Annotated in this window: 22 protein-coding genes; 19 read left to right on the top strand and 3 right to left on the bottom strand. The window is 49.7% G+C overall.

Annotation, left to right across the window (positions count from 1 at the left end; genetic code table 11):
- Positions 1-4 precede the first annotated feature (4 nt).
- The 10 genes from xseA (at position 5) to spo0A (ending at position 10,863) form a co-directional block, all read left to right on the top strand.
- The gene (xseA, locus tag PXY01_RS02925) at positions 5-1,372 is read left to right on the top strand and encodes an exodeoxyribonuclease VII large subunit (RefSeq protein ID WP_127567109.1); all 1,368 of its coding nucleotides are present in this window, start codon (positions 5-7) and stop codon (positions 1,370-1,372) included.
- Positions 1,359-1,601 carry an exodeoxyribonuclease VII small subunit gene (gene xseB, locus PXY01_RS02920; protein ID WP_127567107.1) on the top strand — a complete coding sequence of 81 codons (243 nt, stop codon included), beginning with the start codon at positions 1,359-1,361 and terminating at the stop codon, positions 1,599-1,601. Before xseA ends, xseB begins: the two co-directional genes overlap by 14 nt.
- Positions 1,602-1,606: 5 nt before the next feature.
- Positions 1,607-2,527, top strand: a complete 921-nt coding sequence (locus PXY01_RS02915) for a polyprenyl synthetase family protein (protein WP_373864273.1) — start codon at positions 1,607-1,609, stop codon at positions 2,525-2,527.
- A 77-nt stretch (positions 2,528-2,604) separates the two neighbouring features.
- Positions 2,605-4,497 (top strand): 1-deoxy-D-xylulose-5-phosphate synthase, encoded by a 1,893-nt coding sequence (gene dxs, locus PXY01_RS02910; RefSeq protein WP_127567103.1) that lies wholly within the window; start codon positions 2,605-2,607, stop codon positions 4,495-4,497.
- Positions 4,498-4,514: 17 nt separating this feature from the next.
- Positions 4,515-5,348, top strand: coding sequence for a TlyA family RNA methyltransferase (locus tag PXY01_RS02905; protein ID WP_127567101.1), 834 nt, complete (start codon positions 4,515-4,517; stop codon positions 5,346-5,348).
- Positions 5,349-5,606: 258 nt separating this feature from the next.
- Positions 5,607-6,071 carry a hypothetical protein gene (locus PXY01_RS02900; protein WP_127567099.1) on the top strand — a complete coding sequence of 155 codons (465 nt, stop codon included), beginning with the start codon at positions 5,607-5,609 and terminating at the stop codon, positions 6,069-6,071.
- 26 nt (positions 6,072-6,097) lie between these two features.
- Entirely contained in the window at positions 6,098-6,559 is a 462-nt protein-coding gene (gene ahrC / locus PXY01_RS02895; protein WP_127567097.1) for a transcriptional regulator AhrC/ArgR, read from the top strand.
- Between the two features lie 68 nt (positions 6,560-6,627).
- Positions 6,628-8,334, top strand: coding sequence for a DNA repair protein RecN (gene recN, locus PXY01_RS02890; protein ID WP_127567095.1), 1,707 nt, complete (start codon positions 6,628-6,630; stop codon positions 8,332-8,334).
- Positions 8,335-8,459: 125 nt separating this feature from the next.
- A complete protein-coding gene (gene spoIVB, locus PXY01_RS02885; RefSeq protein WP_127567093.1) occupies positions 8,460-9,791 on the top strand; it encodes a SpoIVB peptidase in 1,332 nt (443 codons plus the stop codon).
- A 256-nt stretch (positions 9,792-10,047) separates the two neighbouring features.
- A complete protein-coding gene (gene spo0A, locus PXY01_RS02880; RefSeq protein ID WP_127567091.1) occupies positions 10,048-10,863 on the top strand; it encodes a sporulation transcription factor Spo0A in 816 nt (271 codons plus the stop codon).
- A gap of 251 nt (positions 10,864-11,114) precedes the next feature.
- On the opposite strand, the gene PXY01_RS02875 is transcribed toward spo0A, so the two are convergent.
- On the bottom strand, positions 11,115-11,432 hold the full coding sequence (locus PXY01_RS02875) for a DUF2627 domain-containing protein (protein WP_127567089.1): 318 nt from the start codon (positions 11,430-11,432) through the stop codon (positions 11,115-11,117).
- Between the two features lie 243 nt (positions 11,433-11,675).
- On the opposite strand from PXY01_RS02875, the gene lpdA reads away from it, so the two are divergent.
- From lpdA to lipB, 5 genes are all read left to right on the top strand, one after another.
- On the top strand, positions 11,676-13,106 hold the full coding sequence (gene lpdA / locus PXY01_RS02870) for a dihydrolipoyl dehydrogenase (protein WP_127567374.1): 1,431 nt from the start codon (positions 11,676-11,678) through the stop codon (positions 13,104-13,106).
- Positions 13,107-13,327: 221 nt separating this feature from the next.
- Positions 13,328-14,356 (top strand): thiamine pyrophosphate-dependent dehydrogenase E1 component subunit alpha, encoded by a 1,029-nt coding sequence (locus PXY01_RS02865; protein ID WP_127567087.1) that lies wholly within the window; start codon positions 13,328-13,330, stop codon positions 14,354-14,356.
- 2 nt (positions 14,357-14,358) lie between these two features.
- Complete coding sequence (locus PXY01_RS02860) at positions 14,359-15,345, top strand: alpha-ketoacid dehydrogenase subunit beta (RefSeq protein WP_127567085.1); 987 nt, start codon at positions 14,359-14,361, stop codon at positions 15,343-15,345.
- 43 nt (positions 15,346-15,388) lie between these two features.
- Complete coding sequence (locus tag PXY01_RS02855; protein ID WP_127567083.1) at positions 15,389-16,735, top strand: dihydrolipoamide acetyltransferase family protein; 1,347 nt, start codon at positions 15,389-15,391, stop codon at positions 16,733-16,735.
- Positions 16,736-16,770: 35 nt separating this feature from the next.
- Positions 16,771-17,505, top strand: coding sequence for a lipoyl(octanoyl) transferase LipB (gene lipB / locus PXY01_RS02850; protein WP_127567081.1), 735 nt, complete (start codon positions 16,771-16,773; stop codon positions 17,503-17,505).
- Here lipB and prli42 read toward each other — a convergent pair.
- Positions 17,470-17,565: a stressosome-associated protein Prli42 gene (prli42, locus tag PXY01_RS02845; RefSeq protein ID WP_127567079.1), complete on the bottom strand. Its 96-nt coding sequence runs from the start codon at positions 17,563-17,565 to the stop codon at positions 17,470-17,472. The genes lipB and prli42 overlap by 36 nt on opposite strands.
- A gap of 158 nt (positions 17,566-17,723) precedes the next feature.
- Here prli42 and PXY01_RS02840 point away from each other — a divergent pair, with 158 nt between their 5' ends.
- The gene (locus PXY01_RS02840) at positions 17,724-18,854 is read left to right on the top strand and encodes a M20/M25/M40 family metallo-hydrolase (protein ID WP_127567077.1); all 1,131 of its coding nucleotides are present in this window, start codon (positions 17,724-17,726) and stop codon (positions 18,852-18,854) included.
- A 124-nt stretch (positions 18,855-18,978) separates the two neighbouring features.
- On the opposite strand, the gene mciZ is transcribed toward PXY01_RS02840, so the two are convergent.
- A complete protein-coding gene (mciZ, locus tag PXY01_RS02835; protein WP_164744284.1) occupies positions 18,979-19,122 on the bottom strand; it encodes a Z-ring formation inhibitor MciZ in 144 nt (47 codons plus the stop codon).
- Between the two features lie 102 nt (positions 19,123-19,224).
- Here mciZ and PXY01_RS02830 point away from each other — a divergent pair, with 102 nt between their 5' ends.
- From PXY01_RS02830 to fur, 3 genes are all read left to right on the top strand, one after another.
- Complete coding sequence (locus PXY01_RS02830) at positions 19,225-19,782, top strand: NUDIX domain-containing protein (RefSeq protein ID WP_127567073.1); 558 nt, start codon at positions 19,225-19,227, stop codon at positions 19,780-19,782.
- Between the two features lie 107 nt (positions 19,783-19,889).
- Positions 19,890-20,522, top strand: a complete 633-nt coding sequence (gene spoIIM, locus PXY01_RS02825) for a stage II sporulation protein M (RefSeq protein ID WP_246027771.1) — start codon at positions 19,890-19,892, stop codon at positions 20,520-20,522.
- Between the two features lie 174 nt (positions 20,523-20,696).
- Positions 20,697-21,185 (top strand): ferric iron uptake transcriptional regulator, encoded by a 489-nt coding sequence (gene fur / locus PXY01_RS02820; RefSeq protein ID WP_127567071.1) that lies wholly within the window; start codon positions 20,697-20,699, stop codon positions 21,183-21,185.
- Positions 21,186-21,282 lie beyond the last annotated feature (97 nt).

The following is a 21,282-nucleotide window of genomic DNA, read 5'->3' as shown; positions in this document are numbered from 1 at the left end:
TATTATGGCGAACGCCCCTCGCATCTATTCGATCAAGGAGCTGAATCGTTACATAAAGCTGAAGCTGGAATCCGATCAATTGCTCAGTGATATTTGGCTTCGTGGTGAAATTTCGAATTTTACCCATCATTCCAGCGGCCATATGTATTTTACGCTCAAAGAAAGCGACAGCCGGATTAAATGCATCATGTTCGCCTCTCATAACCGAAGCTTGCCGTTCATTCCGAAGGAAGGAACGAAAGTGATCGCAAGAGGTAATGTGTCGGTCTATGAGCGCGATGGGAATTATCAATTTTATGTAACCAGTATGCAGCCTGATGGGATCGGCAGCTTGTATTTAGCTTATGAGCAGCTTAAGAAAAAGCTGGAAAGCGAAGGCCTGTTCGACCAAGCGCGTAAACGTCCAATACCAGCTTTTCCGCGTGCGATTGGCGTCATTACATCACCGACTGGAGCTGCTGTTCGCGACGTTATTATAACGCTGCAGCGGCGGCATCCTTCGGTGCCCATTATCGTATGTCCTGTGCTCGTGCAAGGCACGGGCGCGGCACCTTCAATTGCGAGAGCAATTGAATTTATGAACCGAATGGCGGAGACCGACGTATTAATTGTAGGGCGCGGCGGCGGTTCACTGGAAGAATTATGGGCGTTTAACGAGGAGGAGGTCGCTAGAGCGATTGCTGCCTCCTCGATTCCGGTTATTTCAGCCGTCGGCCACGAGACGGATTTCACCATTGCGGATTTCGTTGCCGATTTGAGAGCGGCGACGCCGACGGCAGCCGCTGAGCTTGCTGTACCGCATCTCGGCGAGCTGCAGAGGCATATGAGTCGATTAGAGCAGCGTCTTGTACAAGCGGCACAGCATCACGTTCGCGTTCGTAGGGAGAAGCTGGAACGAATCAGAAGGTCGCCTTTTTTTGTACATCCGCGTCGCTATCTGCTTGATCAGGCACAACGGCTTGACCGGCTTACGGAGCGATTAACAACGCTTGCCGCTCGGAGGTCGGAGAGAGGACGTGAACGGCTGGAGCGACTGAGAACAACGCTGATGGCCCATCATCCCGGCAATGCTGTGCAATCGGCAGCAGATAAGCTGACGATGCTTAACCGGCGGTTGGAATCAGCAATAGCAGTACAGCTGAAGGAACGGAGGCTGCAGCTAGCGTCATCGATTAGACAGCTGGATGCCCTTAGCCCGCTCAAAGTTATGGCGCGGGGATACAGTCTTGTATATGACGAGAACGAGCAGAAGCTTATTCGTTCCGTGAACGATGTGCAGCCAGGAGATGTCATAAAGGTTCGGTTGTCTGATGGTCAATTGGACTGCCATATTTGGTCGATACGAGGTGATGAGAACGATGGAAACGAATGAGCAGCAGCTGTCGTTCGAGGAAGCGATGAATCAATTGGAACGGATCGTGTCTCAACTGGAGAATGGGGACGTTCCGCTTGAAACAGCGATCGATCTATTTCAAGAAGGTATGCGGTTGTCCCAATTGTGCGGGAGCAAGCTGGAGCTTGTAGAACGGCGGATCGAGCTGCTGATCGAGACGGAGCAGGGCGTGCAGAGAAAGCCGTTTGCTCCTACTAACGAGGATTGAGGGGAATAAGCTTGAGCGAGCGGTTAACGACGCAACAATATATTAGTCAGACGGCAGCCGAGGTGGAATCGGCATTAAGGTCCATTGTTCCTGCGGGCTGGGATATTCCAGCAATATTAAGAGAGTCTATGAATTATTCGGTTGAAGCAGGCGGCAAACGCCTTCGTCCCGCGCTGGTGCTCGCTGCAGCTTTTGCTGTGAAATGCTCACCTGAGGCGGTTAAAGCAGCAATGCCTGTTGCATGCGCGATTGAGTTGATTCATACGTATTCACTAATTCATGACGATCTGCCGGCAATGGACAACGATGATTATCGGCGTGGCAAGCTGACGAATCATAAGGTATATGGAGAGGCCATGGCTATTCTTGCAGGGGACGCTTTATTGACACATGCGTTCTATGCGATCGTGCAGGCTTCAAGGAAGCATGGCGTACCGGCTGAGACGGCGTTGCAAATTGTCGAGGAGTTGTCTGTGTTTGCTGGTGCATCTGGGATGGTTGGCGGCCAAGCAGCGGATATGTTAGGTGAGCAAGGAGAGACGACACTAGCTCAGTTACGCTACATTCATCTTCATAAAACGAGCGACTTGATCGTATTCTCTCTTCGTGCTGGCGCGCTGATTGGCGGAGCGAATGCGGAGCAGCTTCAGCGTCTGACTGAATTTGGCACGTCCCTTGGACTTGCGTTTCAGATTCAGGATGATATTCTTGACCTAGTCGGTGATGAGACGAAGCTAGGCAAAAAAACGAACAGTGACGTGGAACAGCAAAAGGTAACGTATCCGTATCTGATCGGACTTGATGAGAGCCGCGCGGAAGTGGAAAGGTTAACCGAAGAGGCGAAAAAAGCGCTCGACCAGGCCGGACTTGAGGGGCCTTCCCGATTGTTCGGAATTGCCGATTATTTGATGAAGCGGGACCATTGAATTATAATGATGGAAACGTTGGATGACAATGATTCGACAAAACTATTGGTTGCAGCGAAAGCGAGGAAGTTGCCGTGATGCTCGAAAACATTAACGGTCCGGAAGACTTAAAGCGGTTGTCTATAACGGAGCTTGAAGCGTTGGCGGGCGAAATCCGTCAATTTTTGATCGAGAAGCTGTCGTCTACGGGCGGGCACTTGGCACCAAACCTTGGTGTTGTAGAGCTTACCTTAGTACTGCATTATTTGTTTGACAGCCCGAAAGACAAATTTATTTTTGACGTTGGTCATCAATCCTATGTTCACAAAATATTGACAGGCAGACGCGACCGGTTCGATACGCTGCGTAAATATAAAGGCTTGTGCGGATTTATTAAGCGAGCTGAGAGTGAACATGACGTCTGGGAAGCCGGGCACAGCAGCACGTCTCTGTCTGCAGCCATGGGGATGGCGTTAGCACGTGATCTGAAGGGTGAAGACAATAAAGTCATTGCTATTATTGGTGATGGCGCTTTAACAGGCGGCATGGCGCTAGAAGCGCTTAACCATATCGGCCATGAGAAGAAAAATTTGATGGTCATTCTGAACGATAATGAGATGTCTATCGCTCCGAATGTCGGTGCTCTTCATCATTACTTGGGCAAAATTCGGACGGACCGGCATTACCAGAAGGCCAAGGATGAGGTTCAGAACTTCCTGAACAAAATTCCGGCTATCGGCGGCAAGCTGGCCAAGACGGCTGAGCGGTTCAAAGATAGCTTGAAATATTTGCTCGTCAGCGGTATTTTGTTTGAGCAGTTCGGTTTGACGTATTTTGGTCCGGTAGACGGACATGATATTGAAGCTCTTGCAGAGGTCATTAAACAAGCGTCGCAAGCGGAGGGACCGGTTCTCGTCCACATTGTGACGGTTAAAGGTAAGGGCTACCTGCCGGCTGAGAAGGATTCGCACAAGTGGCATGGGATTACGCCGTATAAGATTGAATCTGGTCAAGTCGTGAAAGCGGTCGGACCGCCGATGTATACGGAAGTGTTCGGGCAAGCGCTGATAGAGCTCGCGGAGAAGGATGAACGGATCGTAGCGATTACACCGGCAATGCCTGGTGGTTCAGGGCTTATGAAGTTTGCGGAGCGGTTCCCGAATCGAATGATTGATGTCGGTATCGCTGAGCAGCATGCTGCTACACTTTCGGCTGCACTTGCGATGGAAGGCATGAAGCCTGTATACGCGGTTTATTCGACTTTCTTGCAACGTGCGTACGATCAGGTTGTCCACGACATTTGCCGTCAAAATCTAAACGTCGTATTCGCAATCGACCGTGCTGGCTTCGTCGGTGCCGATGGTGAAACGCATCATGGCGTTTATGATATTGCATATCTGCGGCACGTACCGAACCTCGTCCTCATGATGCCGAAAGACGAGAATGAGCTTCGCAGAATGATGAAGACTGCGATTGAATATAACGATGGCCCGATCGCGGTGCGTTACCCGCGCACGAACGGCTTAGGTGTGGCAATCGATTCGGAGCTGCTTCCGATTCCGATCGGAACTTGGGAAGTGCTGCGCGGCGGCGATCAAGTCGCAATCGTAGCAATCGGTCCAATGATTGGCGTCGCGGAGGAAGCTGCGGAACAGCTTAAGCGTGAAGGCATTAATCCTCGTATTATTAATGCGCGCTTTATTAAGCCGCTTGACGAAGCTATGCTTCGCTCGCTTGCGGAAGAAGGCATGCAGCTGATCGTACTAGAGGAAGGCTCGGAGCTTGGTGGTCTCGGTAGCGCAGTAATGGAGTTCTATTCATTGAACCAAATTTACGGTGTGAACGTTCGTATTATAGGTGTGCCGGATCGTTTCATTGAGCATGGCTCGGTGAAGGAGCAGCGGGTGGAAACCGGACTGACGGCAGAGCGGGTCGTCACAGAAGTAAAAGCGATGATGCCGCGACGTACTCGCATGGCAACGGGGCAATAGCGGCTTGAAGGAGAAACATGACGAACTTGAAGGAACGTATTGATGTTCTGTTAGTAGAGCAAGGATTTTATGAGAGCCGCGAGAAGGCGAAAGCGGCCGTAATGGCCGGCCTCGTGCTGGTCGACGGTGAACGGATGGAGAAAAGCGGTATGAAAGTGTTGCGAACAGCCTCCATTACAGTAAAGGGAGCGCCTCATCCGTATGTAAGCCGCGGCGGCTTGAAGCTGGAGAAAGCAATAAAGCATTTCGGCATTCAGCTGCAGGATCGGATTATGCTGGACATTGGCGCTTCAACAGGCGGCTTTACCGACTGCGCGCTGCAGAATGGCGCATCGCTTGTCTACGCGATTGATGTCGGCTATAATCAGCTCGATTATTCACTTCGGTCGGATGAACGGGTGCGGGTAATGGAGCGGACGAACTTTCGGCATATGCAGCCAGGTGATTTAGATGGTCCGCAGCCGACTTTTGCTTCCATTGACGTATCCTTTATTTCGTTGAAGCTCATATTGCCTGCACTTTCTGGATTGCTCGCTAACGGCGGAGAAGTGGTTGCGTTAATTAAACCACAGTTCGAAGCGGGCAGAGAAAAAGTTGGCAAATCCGGCGTTGTCCGCGAGCCGTCTGTTCATGAGGAAGTACTCAGTACCGTGCTGCAATTTGCAGGTTCAGAAGGCTATCAATTTAAAGGATTAACGTTCTCTCCGATTACAGGCGGGGAAGGGAATATCGAATTTCTTGCTTATTGGCTGTATACGGGAGAGGCTTCAAGCGAGTCTGTACCAAGCGATGAATGGATATCGACAATCGTAGCTGAGGCGGGCCATACATTTCGGTCTGGTAAAGGTTGATAACGGTTTTTATGAGAATATAAAAAGGCATTTTTCGATACGGCATGCTGCTGCTTCGAAAAATGCCTTTTTTGTGTCTGTTCGTCTTTACAGGGGCATACTTCATTTGATAAACTGAAATCACCAAACAAGCGTTCGTGTTTTTGGCGGAAGGATTCAACGCGGCTCTTCTCGAATGTGTAACGTGCTGTATACAGCCATTACGGCGTAGGCGGTATAGCTGCACATCCAATACGAGAGTAAAGCGGGGAATGACCGTTGGGACAATATGTGGATTGGTTTGTCATGCTCCTTACTGGATCGTTGTTGCTCGTCTGGATTTATCGCGCCTTATATCAATGGCTGCACTCACCGCCTGGAATGAAGCGGCTTCGGCTTGGCAAGGGCGGAGAATGGTCGGCTGACGAGCCTAGTGTTCAGGTGCTTGAGATGAATGGTTATATCGTAACGTCCGGTAAACACCGTGTACCGATCACTGTCGGCTGGAACGGTAATCGGCTTAAGACCCGTCTATATATCGATTATATCGCTGAGCGAGACGGGAAGCTGTACATTGTGAAGTGTGCCAGAGACCGTCAGCCTATGGAATGGACAGGCAGCGGAATTCGTGACCGATTGATTGCTTTCGCTTTAATGCTGCCGGAGAGCAGTGGTGTGCTGTATGTCGATGCATCAGAAGGTACTGTTCATGAAATTACGTTCGAGATCGGCGTGTACGAATGATAACGACAGTTGGAGGATTGAATAGAATGAAAGGTTTGCGTCACTTTAGAATAAGGGAAATCGTTACGAATCAAATTGTGGAGACGCAGGATGAGCTCGTCGAAGCTTTGCGAGAGGCAGGGCTGCAAGTAACGCAAGCAACCGTCTCGCGTGACATGAAGGAGTTACAACTTATTAAGGTGCCGACTGGAGATGGTCGGTACAAGTATTCCCTTCCAGGGGATACTCGCCAGAGCAATCCGATTCATAAGCTAAAGCGGTCTCTGATTGACCATTTCACTCATATTGATTATACAGACAACCTCGTTGTCATGAAGTGCTCTCCTGGTACGGCGAATACGCTAGGAGCGCTTATTGATAACATGGAGTGGACGGAAGTAATGGGAACGATCTGCGGTGATGATACGATATTAATTATTTGTCGTACTCGTGAGCAGAGCGGTGAAGTAACCGAGCGGCTTCTCAGTTTACTCGAGGCTACTTCATAAATGGGGAGCAATGAGATAATAATCTGCAATAGACGATAGGTTGTAGAGAACTTAAGGAGGTCATGGTCGTGCTTCGCGAATTGTCGATCCGAAATTTGGCGGTAATTGAAGACGTAACGGTATCATTCCATGATGGGTTTCATGTGCTTACAGGAGAAACGGGAGCTGGCAAGTCGATTCTGATCGATGCGCTCAGCCTCGTTGTTGGCGGCCGCGGCCATGCGGAGCTTGTCCGTCATGGCTGTGAACGCAGTGAGATTGAAGCCGTGTTTGATATGCCTGTCCATCATCCGGTATGGGATGTGCTGAGCAGAAACGGTTTGTCCGCATCTCCTGAAGAATTTCTTGTCATACGCAGGGAAATGAATGCCCAAGGCAAGAGCGTCAGCCGTATTAACGGTCAAACTGTCAATTTATCGATTCTTCGTGAGGCGGGAGAATGCCTTGTTAACATTCACGGCCAACACGAGCATCAATCGCTGCTTCGTACTGACAAACATCTTGAATGGTTGGATGCTTATGCGGGTGAGCCGCTTGGCGATCGGAAGCGGACATATGCTTCGCTGTACAAGCAGTACGAATCGGCAAGATCAGCGCTGAAGGAGCTGGAGGAGACGTCCCGCAAGCAGATGCAGATGCTCGATCTTTACCGTTTCCAACTCGAAGAGATTTCATCCGCACAGCTCCAAGTAGGAGAAGACGAATCGTTAGCGGAAGAGAAACGCAAGCTAACGTATGCGGAACGATTGCGCAACAATGCTGCTGAAGCTTATGAATTGTTGTACGGTCAACAAGGTTTGGATGCAATCGGTAAAGCTGTATCCAAGCTCGAAGATATATGCTCGTTCGACAAGGGAGCAATCGGACCGCTTCTTGAACAACTGCAGTCTGCTTATTATCAGGCTGAGGACGCTGTTTATTCGCTGCGCGATTATCGCGATAACATTGAATCCGATCCGGAAAGACTCGCTTGGATTGATGATCGTCTTAATCTGATTCACCATCTGAAACGTAAGTATGGTGAGACGACAGCGGACATTATCGCTTATTACGATAAGATAAAGGCAGAGTGTGAATGGCTGGAGAACCGGGACGAGCGGCTGCAGCAGTTAAGAGAAGAAGAGCTTCGTCTTTATAATGACTGTCTTATAATTGCGCAGGAACTGACTGCGCTTCGTAAGCATGCAGCTAGCCGTCTGTCTGAAGCGGTGGAGGGCGAGCTGCAGCAGCTGCAGATGAGCGGTACGACATTCCGCGTCGCATTAGAGCAAGTGACATCGGAGGATGGCAGCTCGCCTAAGCTTGGCATCCACGGTATGGATGAAGCCGTGTTCCTGCTGGCGCCGAATCCAGGGGAGCCGCTCAAGCCGCTTGTGAAAATTGCATCAGGGGGCGAGATGTCCCGCATTATGCTTGCACTCAAGAGCATCTTCGCGGCCATCGATCAGATCCCTGTGCTTATATTCGATGAGGTTGATACAGGGGTTAGTGGACGTGCAGCCCAGTCCATTGCTGAGAAGATGTCATCGCTTTCGAAAGGATGCCAAGTGTTCTCCATTACTCATCTGCCGCAAGTCGCATGTATGGCGGATCATCATTACGAGATTCGCAAAGCCGTTATCGACAGTCGGACTCGCACGACGGTTCAGGAGCTGTCGTTGAACGGGCGGATTGAAGAGCTTGCACGGATGCTGGGCGGGGTTGAAGTGACGGAGAAGACAAGGCACCACGCGCAAGAAATGCTGGACTTGGCGCTTCAGCGCAAGGGCGCGTAAACAACCCAGTCAGGGAAGGATTTGCGGGACATAAAAGAAACGGGGCAAGGTTACCTTATAGGTACGCCAATGGCGAACAAGCCTTCATCACGACAAGCGATGGAACAGCAGGGAGCGTGAATTCATTGAACTCCATCCAGCGGAAGAAATGGTTCGGTCTTGTCCTCGTTTTCTTCGTTTGCATGATCGGGTTATCCACCCCTTTTCAGCATTTGGCCGCCTTCCCTAACGAATTGAGATTGTTTTCTGGCCAGCTTAAACGTCTGGAATACGGTGTGCCTGTCCATGCAAAAATTACGGTCGATCCAACGATACTTCAGGTAAACGGATCGCAGGCTCGATCAACCTCCGTTGATTTGAACAAGCCTTTGTCACTGCAATCCACCAGGGCAGGCACGACGGAGATGTCATTGAAATTATTCGGTAAGATTCCCTTTAAGACTGTGAGAGTGAACGTTGTACCGGATTTACACGTTATACCTGGCGGTCAGACGATAGGGGTAAAAGTCAAGTCGGCAGGGATAATGGTCGTCGGACATCATCAAGTGAAGGGAGATAACGGCCGCAGAACGTCTCCAGGAGAGAACGCTGACATTCACTTAGGTGATCTTATTATGAAGGTTAACGGCGTCCCTATGAATGATGTTCATAAACTTGCAGATGTAGTGGAACAGGCTGGGATGAAGAAGCAAATGCTTCAATTAATGATTAAGCGGTCAGGCAAAATGATTGAACGTCAGCTTGCTCCGGCTTACGATATTGAAGACAAGTCTTGGCGTTTAGGACTATACATTCGCGATTCAGCCGCAGGTGTCGGTACTTTAACCTTCTATGCTCCTGATCAAGGTGTTTATGGCGCATTAGGTCATGTTATTACAGACATGGACACGCAGCTGCCGATTGAAGTGGGTGAAGGTCAAATATTACAATCGCATGTTACATCCATTAATAAGAGTCAGAATGGCGAGCCAGGTGAGAAGCGAGCTCAATTCGTTAAGCAGAGCAAAGTTTTAGGCAATATTAAACGAAATACGCCATTTGGAATATTCGGGGGTATGACGAGCCAGCCTGATCACGGATATGATAATCGGCGTGTACCCGTTGCTTTTGCCGAAGAGGTCAAGGAAGGACCTGCTGAAATTTGGACTGTAATCGATGGTCAAAGAGTCGAGAAGTTCGATATTCAAATTGTTCATGTGGCGAAGCAATCAGTTCCCGCCACCAAAGGTATGGTTATTCGAATTACGGACAAGAAGCTGCTTGAGAAAACAGGCGGAATTGTGCAAGGAATGTCCGGCAGTCCAATTCTCCAGGATGGGAAGCTTGTTGGAGCTGTAACTCATGTATTCGTGAATGACCCATCTAACGGATATGGATGCTTTATTGAATGGATGCTTCAGGATGCAGGGATTTTGTTAAAGCCTGCTCCTACACAAAGAAATCTCGAGGCAGCTTAATGGCCCTCGAGATTTTGTTGTTTTTGACGAAGTATATGCACAATATTTTGAGTATCGTGATGGTTTTTGTCGAAAATTTAGATAGCATGTAGCAAAATATTTATTATAAATGATTGCGATTAAAAAATCTAGAAAAATAATTTTCGACAGAAGGAATTTAAATGAGCTTGTCGAAAACTATAGTATACGAGAAGGGCAGGCGATCTTAGAAAACAAAATACAGGCCATATTTGAAGGATAAAGGGAGGATCACACCTTGACGAAGATTGAAGTATTATTGGCAGACGATAACCGAGAATTTACGAATTTACTTTCGGAATACATTTCGGAACAACCCGATATGATAGTATCCGGTGTCGCTTATAATGGTGAGGAAGTTATTCAATTGTTAGAAGAATCGAGAAAAGCTCCGGATGTGCTGATCCTTGATATTATTATGCCTCATTTGGACGGTCTGGGCGTTCTTGAGCGTCTAAGAGAAATGAATTTAAACCCTGCACCGAAGATTATTATGCTTACAGCGTTCGGTCAAGAGAATATTACGCAAAAAGCGGTACAGCTTGGGGCGTCTTATTATATTTTGAAGCCGTTCGATATGGAAATTTTGGCAAATCGAATTCGTCAACTTGTTGGCAACAATCATGTCGTTATGCCAGGATCGTATACTGGTAATGCTTCAGTAACGGCGAAATCCAACGTCGTTCCGATTGCGAAAGGCAAAAACCTTGACGCTAATATTACGAGTATCATTCACGAGATAGGAGTGCCTGCTCATATTAAGGGGTATCAATATTTGCGTGAAGCAATTACGATGGTGTACAACAATATTGAGATTCTTGGGGCCATTACAAAAACGCTTTATCCAGCTATTGCCGAGAAGTTTAAAACTACGCCTTCCCGCGTGGAACGCGCCATTCGCCATGCGATCGAAGTCGCTTGGACGCGCGGCAACATTGACAGCATCAGCCACCTGTTCGGCTATACGATCAATATAAGCAAGTCGAAGCCGACCAACAGTGAGTTCATCGCGATGGTTGCGGATAAGCTGCGCATTGAGCATAAGGTGAGCTGAAACGGGGAGAACTGAAAGCAAATCAATGACTTCCGGGTTATGGTATTTGATACAGGAAGCATAGTCTCGGCGATCAACTTCTGAATAACGGACGAACTGTTACCACTCATTCACTGGACTGAAAAACCAATGAATGAGTGGTGTTTTCATGACGGACTATCATGTATAAATATTGATCATATTAAAGGGGTTGTCTGTAAGGTTATAATGACCTGCAAGCAACCCTTCTTCCATAACGGATGTGATCTTACCTACTGTTCTGTACGTGCTGTTGGCTTAGGCGGACGAGGCCGCTTCTTACGAAACCGAGGTGCCACATAATTATGCTTGCGGTCACGGAAGAAAATCCACCCGCCAATAAAGGCAACGCCAAGCCCGAATAAGATGAAACCGCCTATAAAGGTGAGCCATGCGAAGGAAGGTGTAGCTTCATCGATGCCAAATGAAATAAAGTATTCAAACAATGCATCTTTCATTAGAAGAAAGCCATAGGTAGCTGCAAGTCCGGGAATGACAAGAATGAGAATGGCAATGAATCGGGCGGTGACGACACCGGGTTGAGCTTTCATGCGGTTCGATTCCCCTCACTATGTAGATGATACGTATGCGACCTTTATGAAAGACATAGCGTACAAACATGAATAGGTCGGATATGTACTATCATACCGTATCCATTTTTGGCTGTCTATTTTATAGGAAGCATGTTTTCTGTGAAAAAAAAAGGTACAATAGATGAAGAAGCTGTTGATCGTTCTGCATCCAGCATGCAGGAACTCCAGCATATCGGGAGACTAGGAGAGGGTGTACAAATAATGGCTATTGAAGTGGATGTCGCCGTTCTAGGTGGCGGGCCGGGCGGATATACGGCAGCAATTCGTGCGGCACAGCTCGGAAAACGCACGGCAATTATCGAAATGGACAAGCTCGGAGGAACTTGTTTACATAAAGGCTGTATACCTAGCAAATCGCTGCTGCGCAGCGCAGAGGTGTACGCTACGTTGTTGAATGCATCTTCATATGGAATTGATGTAGCGAATGATGCGGTTACCGTAAATTTTGATCGAGTCCAGCAGCGCAAAGAGCTTACAGTTGATCATTTATATAAAGGACTTCAATCACTCATGCTGAAGCATGGCATTACGATTATACAAGGGAAAGGACGAATTATCGGACCTTCGATCTTCTCCCCGAGAAGTGGAACGGTGGCGGTAGAGCTCCCGAACGGCGAGATGGAATCGGTCGTATCGAAGCATCTGATTATTGCAACAGGCTCGCGTCCGCGGCAAATTCCGGGCTTGGAGGCAGACGGCAAGCTTATTCTTACTAGTGACGATGCGCTGCAGCTGGAGAAGCTTCCAGCATCAATCCTAATCGTTGGCGGCGGAGTGATCGGCGTAGAATGGGCTTCGCTCCTGAATGATTTCGGCGTGAAGGTTACGATTGTAGAAGCTGCTGACAGACTGCTGCCGACAGAGGATGAGGACATATCTAAAGAGATGACGAGGCTGCTCCGCAAGCGGGGCGTAACGATACATACGAATGCAACGGTGCGACCGGAATCTTACACAGGTGGAAGTGAAGGGGTTGCGATCACAGCAGCGGTGGAGACTGGTGAGCTGCAGTTGAAGGCAGAATGCATGATGGTGAGCGTTGGGCGTGTCGCTAACAGCGAAGGACTCGGGCTTGAGAATACTGATATTCGTACCGAACCGAACGGCTGTATCTCCGTCAATGGCAGCTATCAGACGAATGAGCGCCATATCTATGCGATCGGTGATGTTATCGGCGGCGTTCAGCTTGCTCATGCGGCTGCCCATGAAGGGCTGTCTGCAGTCGAACATTTATCTGGAGGGAAGCCGGAGCCGATCGAGGCGCACCGTATACCAAGATGCGTCTATTCTCGTCCTGAGATTGCATCCGTAGGCTGGACTGAACGTCAAGCGAAGGAACGCGGCATGAATGTTCGAACAGCTAAGCTTCCGTTCCAAGCGATTGGTAAAGCGATTGTCGCAGGGGAAACTGACGGATTCGTGAAGGTTATTGCCGATAAAGAGACGAATGATATTGTCGGTGTTCATATTATCGGTCTTCATGCGACGGATTTGATTGCTGAAGCGTCGCTCGCTCAGTTACTTGATGCGACGCCTTGGGAAATCGGCCAATCGATTCACCCTCATCCAACATTGTCTGAGGCGTTAGGCGAGGCGATGCTTGCACTCGACAACAGGTCTGTTACATTCTAGTTTCGCGCTCGCCTCATTCGGTTAACATGAGAATAAAGCGTCGGGAAGGCGGCGATTTATTAGAGTTATTGTTTTAAATTGCCGCCGTTTCCCTTTTTTCAGCGAAACGGTTATAATATATATGATCAAGTATTAGTACCTGGTTTTAATAACTAATCCTAATGAATATGTGTAATCCAATCATATGTTTGACGCCACGATTGTAAAGGAGGGTTAGCAGCATGAATGAGATGGAATCAAAACCGATTACGGCGCGCCATCATGAGGTCGGTCTGACTGACGAACAGGCGATTAATATGTATCGTACGATGCTGCTCGCTCGTATGTTCGATGAACGGGTTCTGCTGCTGCAGCGGGCTGGCAAAATTAATTTCCACGTTTCTGGAATCGGGCAAGAGCCTGCGCAGGTCGCAGCTGCGTTCGCGCTGGATCGCCAGAACGATTATTTTTTACCTTACTATCGCGATTACGGCTTCGTGCTCAGCGTCGGAATGACGGTTCGCGAGCTGATGCTGTCTGTCTTCGCGAAAGCAGAAGATCCGAACAGCGGCGGCCGGCAAATGCCGGGTCACTTCGGCAGCAAGCGGTTGCGCATTGTGACGGGCTCAAGTCCCGTTACGACACAGGTACCGCATGCCGTTGGGATTGCGCTAGCAGCGAAGATGAAGAAGCTGCCATTCGTCAGCTTCGTCACGTTTGGGGAAGGCTCAAGTAATCAAGGGGATTTTCATGAGGGCTGCAATTTCGCAGGTGTTCATAAGCTGCCGGTTATTATCATGTGCGAGAACAATCAATATGCTATTTCCGTCCCGACGCATAAGCAGCTCGGCGGCCGGATCGTCGATCGGGCTGCAGGCTATGGCTTTCCAGGCTTTCGGGTCGATGGCAACGATCCGCTTGAGGTATACCGCGTTGTGAAAGAAGCACGCGAGCGGGCAATCGCTGGAGAAGGTCCAACGCTTATTGAAGCGATGATGTATAGACTGTCGCCGCATTCTACCTCGGACAACGACTTAGCTTACCGGACGAAGGAAGAGGTTGATGAGAACCGTGCCAAGGATGGCCTGCCTAAATTTAAGCAATATTTGATTGAAGCAGGTATTTGGTCTGACGAGAAAGATGAGAAGCTTCGAGCAGAAATTCGTGCAGCGATTGACGAAGCGACGACTTACGCAGATAAAGCGCCTTTCCCGACGCCGGAGAGCACGCTGCTGCACGTATACGACGGCGATGCGGAAGGGGGCCGATAAGAATGCCAGTTATGGAATATATCGATGCACTCCGTCTTGCGATGAAGGAAGAGATGGAGCGGGATGAGAACGTATTCGTGTTAGGTGAGGACGTCGGGCTTAAGGGCGGCGTCTTCACGACGACGAAGGGACTGCAGCAGCAGTTCGGCGAGTATCGTGTTCTCGATACGCCGCTGTCGGAGTCTGCAATTGCAGGAGTCGCAATCGGTGCTGCCATGTACGGAATGAAGCCGATTGCCGAAATGCAGTATTCGGATTTTATGTTCCCGGCTGCCAATCAAATTATTAGCGAAGCGGCTAAGATCCGTTATCGTTCCAATAATGACTGGAGTTGTCCAGTTGTTATTCGAGCACCGATCGGCGGCGGAGTCTTCGGTGGACTATACCATTCTCAATGTCCGGAATCCGTGTTCTTCGGTACACCGGGGTTGAAAATAGTTGCACCATTTACACCATACGACGCGAAAGGGCTGCTAAAGGCAGCGGTTCGTGATCCTGATCCGGTGCTTTTCTTTGAGAATAAGAAGTGCTACACGCTGATTACGGGCGAAGTGCCGGATACAGACTACGTCGTTGAGATCGGTAAAGCGAACGTTCTTCGTGAAGGCAGCGATATTACAGTAATCTCGTATTCTCTGCCCTTGCACTTTGCGATGGAGGCGGCAGCAGAGCTGCAAGAGGAAGAAGGCATCAGCGCCCATATTCTCGACCTCCGGACGCTTCAGCCTTTGGACAAAGAAGGGATATTGGAGGCGGTTCGCCGTACAGGTAAAGTTATGATCGTTCATGAAGATAACAAGACTGGTGGTATTGGTGCCGAGGTGGCAGCTATTATAAGTGAAGAGCTGCTGTACGAGCTGGATGCGCCGATTATGCGTGTATGCGGACCGGACGTACCTGCCATGCCGATCAACCCTCCTGGCGAAAAGTTTTTTATGCTAAATAAACAAAAAGTGAAAGAAGCCATGCGGCAGTTAGCCTTGTACTAATTATGGCGTACTAGAGCGGCGGGCAGTTGGGAGATGAGAAGCCATGAAATCGTTGACGGAAGTCATTATGCCGAAGCTAGCAGAATCGCTTGTGTCAGCAACGATCGACAGGTGGCTGAAACAGCCGGGCGATTCGATCGGCATGTACGAACCGATCTGTGAAGTAAATACGAACAAAGTAAATGCAGAGATCCCATCAACCGTTAGCGGCAAGCTGGTTCAAATTCTTGTCGGCAACGGAGAGGAAGTACCAGTCGGCACGCCGATCTGTATTATCGAGACAGAAGACGAAGTGGATCAACCGGCAGAGGCGGCCTCGGCTGCTGCCGAGCCAGCCGGAGCAGCTGTGCCGATATACGGTTCCCAGCAGCCGGCTGAAGCTGTAACAGCATCGGCAGAGGGGGCGTCGCAAGAAGGTGATATGCGCCATCGGTACTCGCCGGCAGTTCAGCGAATTGCAGCGGAGCAGGGTGTTGATCTGAATGCTGTCCGTGGCACTGGTCTTGGTGGACGCATTACGCGTAAAGATGTGCTTGCGTATGCAGCCAGCAGACAATCGCAGACGAATTTGACGCCGTCTGTACCCGTGACCACGGTACAACCGGAGCAGCTTCCTGTGCGCACGACGGGACTGCATCTGTCGGAGACGCCTCGCATTCCACAGATCGAGGTGGAGTCGGAAATACCGGGACGCGGTGAATATTTTATTGATATAACACCTATCCGCAATGCAATTGCACGCAATGTGAAGCAAAGCGTGACGGAAATTCCACATGCTTGGATGATGATTGAGGTTGACGTTACGAATCTTGTTCAGCTTCGTAATAAGCTGAAGGATGAGTTTAAGAAGCGTGAAGGCGTCAATCTGACTTATCTTGCATTCGTGCTGAAGGCTGTCGTAAATGCAGTTAAGGATTATCCGATTATTAACTCGACATGGGCGACGGACAAAATTATTGTGAAGCGCGATATTAACATCTCGCTTGCAGTAGGCACGGAAGACTCGGTTGCAACGCCAGTCATTCGAAACGCCGATCAGAAAAATATTGCCGGGCTTGCCCGTGAGATCGACGATTTGGCGCGCCGCGGCCGCGAAGGCAAGCTGACGTTGAACGATATGTCCGGCGGTACGCTTACAGTGAACAATACAGGGTCGTTCGGATCGATCCTGTCCTATCCGACGATCGTATATCCGCAAGCAGTGAACCTGACATTCGAATCGATCGTGAAACGTCCGGTCGTAATTAATGACATGATCGGCGTCCGTTCTATAGCGAATATGTGCTTATCGCTTGATCACCGTATTCTTGATGGTGTCATCTGCGGACGGTTCTTGCAGCGAGTGAAAGAAAACTTAGAAAGCTTCTCAGTTGAGACGAAGCTGTATTAATCCGCTAGGCGGATAACGAAACGAGGCAATGGACGATGGCGAAGACTACACAGACGAATCGGGTGCTTGACGCCCGGTACATCCCGCTAATCGGCTATGCGGAAGCTTGGGAGCTGCAAAAGGAATACGTGAAACAGATCGATAAGGAGGAGCGTTGTGAAACGCTGCTCCTTCTTCAGCATTCCCCCACGTATACGCTGGGCACAGACCGGCATCCGGAGCATTTGCTGTTAGATGAGGAGCAATTAAAAGAACGCGGTATTTCGGTGTTTGAAATCGATCGGGGCGGGGACATTACGTATCATGGGCCTGGCCAGTTAGTCGGTTACCCGCTGCTGTATCTGGAAGCGGCTAACTTGGATTTGCACGGGTACTTACGCGATCTAGAGCAGGTTATTATCGACTGGTTAGCGAAATACGGAATTGTAGGCGGGCGGAAGGAAGAATATACGGGCGTATGGGTCGGGGACCAGAAGATCGCGGCAATCGGCGTTAAATTTAACCGAGCACGCAGCCGCAGAGGCTTCGTCACGAGTCACGGCTTTGCGCTTAACTTGAAGGCAGGTATCGGCTCGGAAGGCTTTCAGGGAATTATTCCATGCGGCATCACGCAATACGGGGTAACGTCGTTCGAGGATTTGACCGGGAGAGAGATGAAGCCGGAACAAGCGGCCGAAGAGCTGCTGCCATATTTCAGCCGCCAGTTCGGGTTCGATCAGATGAGCTATCGATCGCTAGAACATCCAGCTGATGCCGGAGACGATAACTGACAGGAGCATCGCGGCGAGCATAAGCCAGACGACGATTTTGACAATGCGATTGCTGTACATCCGGTAACACTCCTTTACGAATAATGACTGCGGTTGAGCCGCTCTTTCTTTTATCCTATCATAGATTGAAGATGAAGAGCATCTATAGAAATGACTGAAGATGAGAAACTAACGTAACGAAGTACTAGAAGCATGACATCGAAACGGAGGAATTGCATATGGTAGAGCGCAATCGGCTCATTCAAGAATTTATGGAGCTTGTTCAGGTAGACAGTGAGACCGGGAATGAAGCGCGAATTAGTGAAGTGTTGAAGCAAAAGTTTACAGCGCTCGGCCTTACGATCGAAGAAGATGATGCTGCTGTCAAGACGGGGCATGGGGCGAACAACCTGTTCGCTATGCTTGCGGCAACCGACGGCTCGAATGCGCCCGCTCTATTGTTTACCTCCCATATGGATACGGTAAAGCCCGGCAATGGCATTAAGCCGCAGCTTGATGACGATGGTTATATTCGCTCGGACGGGACGACAATTCTAGGTGCGGACGACAAGGCGGGACTTGCGGCCATGTTCGAAGCGATTCGCGTGCTGCAGGAGCAGCAAATTGCGCATGGTCCGATTCAATTCGTTATTACGGTCGGAGAGGAATCTGGGCTCCTCGGCTCGCGTGCGATGGATCGTACTAAGCTGAAAGCAGCGCTTGGTTATGCACTCGACTCCAACGGGGTGATCGGTGATATAGCGGTCGCAGCCCCTACCCAAGCTCGCATCACGATTAAGCTGTACGGAAAATCGGCGCATGCAGGCGTAAATCCTGAGGACGGCATCAGCGCGATTCAAGTTGCATCCAAAGCGGTTGCCAGAATGCCGCTTGGACGAATCGATGAAGAGACGACGGCTAATATTGGCCGTTTCGAAGGCGGAGGCGCGACGAACATTGTATGTGACTTCGTCAAGCTGGAAGCAGAGGCGCGAAGCATCGTTCAGCATAAGCTGGATAAGCAAGTGAATGATATGCGTCAGGCGGTTGAATCGGCCGCGGCCGAGTTCGGCGCGAAGGCGGAGTTCGAAAGTGAAATCATATATCCCGCGTTTAGTTACGGGGATGGCGATGAAGTGGTCGAGCTTGCGAAGTCGGCAATCGAGGCTCTTGGCTTGACGCCGCGCACATTCCACTCGGGCGGCGGCAGTGATGCGAACGTCTTCAACGGTATGGGTGTGCCGACGGTCAATCTGGCTGTCGGGTATGAGCATATCCATACGACGAAGGAACAGATTAAAGCGGACGATTTGGTGAAGACCGCCGAACTCGTCGTTGAAATTATTAAGCAAGCGGCGAATCTACAATAGACAGGTCTACAATGCAAAGCCTGCTGAAAGGAAACCGCGCTGATGGCGCGAGCTCCTCCGGCAGGCTTTTGTTGAACTTCTATGAGCGAGGTTGTTGGTAAGGATAGGGGAGATTCTGTTCGCTTTATCTTTTCGGAGTACGGCGCTTCAAATATTCGGACAGCATGGAACTTCCGGCGTTGCGGCATGTTAACTCTTTCAGCATTCTGCGTACTTCCCAACCTTTGCCGACCATTCTAAGGCTTTCGTGCGAATAATAAGATTTCATCCCGAGCGCTCCTTCCGCGTGAGCCGATTTGGTATAATGATACATATGCGGACAAGGTATGCCTTATGACTCGCCCGCCGAACCGAAGGGAGATCGAAAGAGATGAGTAATCAGTTGGATCAATGGAGGGAGCCTACTCTTCGTACGGAACCAATTTTTCAAGGAAAAATTATAACGCTGCAGGTAGATACGATCGAACTGCCTGACGGTAAGACAGCAACCCGGGAGATTGTTAGACATCCAGGTGCAGCTGCAGTTCTAGCTATAATCGATGACCGTATGCTCGTTGTAGAGCAGTATCGAAAGCCGATGGACAAGTTCCAGATCGAAATTCCGGCAGGAAAGCTGGATGCAGGGGAGGATCCTATCGTCTGCGCGGCACGTGAGCTGGAAGAGGAAACGGGCTATAAAGCGGCCTCGCTCAAGCCGATCAGCGCCTTCTATACGTCACCGGGATTCGCCGATGAGAAGCTGTATTTGTATTTGGCGGAAGGGCTGACCGCAGGTCAAGTCAATCCTGATGAGGATGAATATTTGCAGGTTGATACGATTACGCTGGAGCAAGCACTTGCCTATATTAAGGAAGAACGGATCAGCGATGCGAAGACGATATTGGCTGTGTATGCATGGCGTCATTATAAACTGACAGGAGAGCTGTAGCGGCTCAAAGCGACGCTTTCGTTCTTAGCTTTCGTCCGTTTACGCATATGACGTCTTGTCCGATCATAAAGTAGCTATGAAACGGTACAGGACAAGAGGTGACACTCGTGAACGCGACATTATTGAAACGGCAGACGGCAGATTCTATGATGCTGTACGTGTTCGTTGGCGTGCTGTTTGCTGTCGGGGTCGTATTCGGCGCACTTGCCGTACATGCGCTGACGCTTGAGCAGCAGCAGGATTTGTCTGGCGATTTGAATCGATTTATCCGTTCGATGGAGGCGGGGATATACCCGGACGAGGCAGCAACGTTCTGGGCTCGGTTTTTCTTCTATGCCAAATGGATATTGCTGATCGGCGTGCTTGGGATGACGGTAGTCGGACTGCCATTCGTATTGGCACTCGATTTCTTGAAAGGGGCACTCGTCGGCTTTGCTATCGGCACTGTCGTTAGCGAGCATGGCTGGAAGGGTATCGTGTTCTCGCTCGCATCCGTCGTTCCGCCAAACCTAATCGTCGTTCCTGCTTTTATGATTGCAAGCGTAGCTGCTGTTACATTTGCTCTGTATGTGATACGTTATCGGCTGCTGCAGAACAAGGGGAGATTAATGCCAGCTTTTGTGTCCTTATGTATGATGCTGACGCTTATGCTCTTGGCCGTCACTGCTGCATCGCTTCTGGAAGCCTATATATCGCCGGTTCTCATGCGTTGGGCGGCACCGATGATTAGTGGCTCATAGCTAAAAATTTGCTCTTTCGGGAACAGGAGGTCCACACTTCTCGATAGGAGCATTTTTTATAGTCGGTTGACTATGCAAACGGTGCAAACCGTTTGACTTTATTTGTGTTTAACCCCTATAATGAAGTCAAATGTTCCGGCAATGGACGCAATAAGGTGTGCGAGGGGGGAAACCATGGAAGCCCGGATCGAGAAGATTAAACAGCAGCTGCAATCGCAGGGCTACAAGTTAACCCCGCAGCGCGAGGCGACCGTACGGGTGCTGCTGGAGAACGAGGAAGACCATCTTAGTGCAGAAGATGTATTTATGTTGGTTAAAGAGAAGGCTCCAGAGATTGGCTTGGCCACCGTATATCGGACGCTGGAGCTGCTAAGCGAGATGCACGTTGTTGAGAAGATGAATTTCGGAGACGGTGTTGCCCGCTATGATCTGCGAACGGACAGCAACAAACATCATCATCACCATTTGATCTGCGTACAATGCGGTACGATGGATGAGATTATGGATGATTGGCTGGGTCCGCTCGAGGAGCGTCTCGAACAGGAGTTCGGTTTTATAGTCGTCGATCATCGACTTGACTTTCAAGGCGTCTGCCGCCGCTGTCAGGAGAAGAATGAGGCAGCAGGCATCGAAACGGCTCAATCCGGCAAATCGTCATCATAATAAATTAAACAAAAGCAAGGCTGTCCTCATGCCGATCGGCGTGGACAGCCTTTTTTTATTTGCTCTGGTTGGAATGATTGAGAGCTGCATGAAGCGT

This window comes from Paenibacillus xylaniclasticus, assembly GCF_004001065.1.
GTDB classification, from domain to species: Bacteria; Bacillota; Bacilli; order Paenibacillales; family Paenibacillaceae; genus Paenibacillus_T; species Paenibacillus_T xylaniclasticus.
Note: the sequence above shows the minus strand (reverse complement) of the source record. Positions and strands in the feature narration are given on the sequence as shown.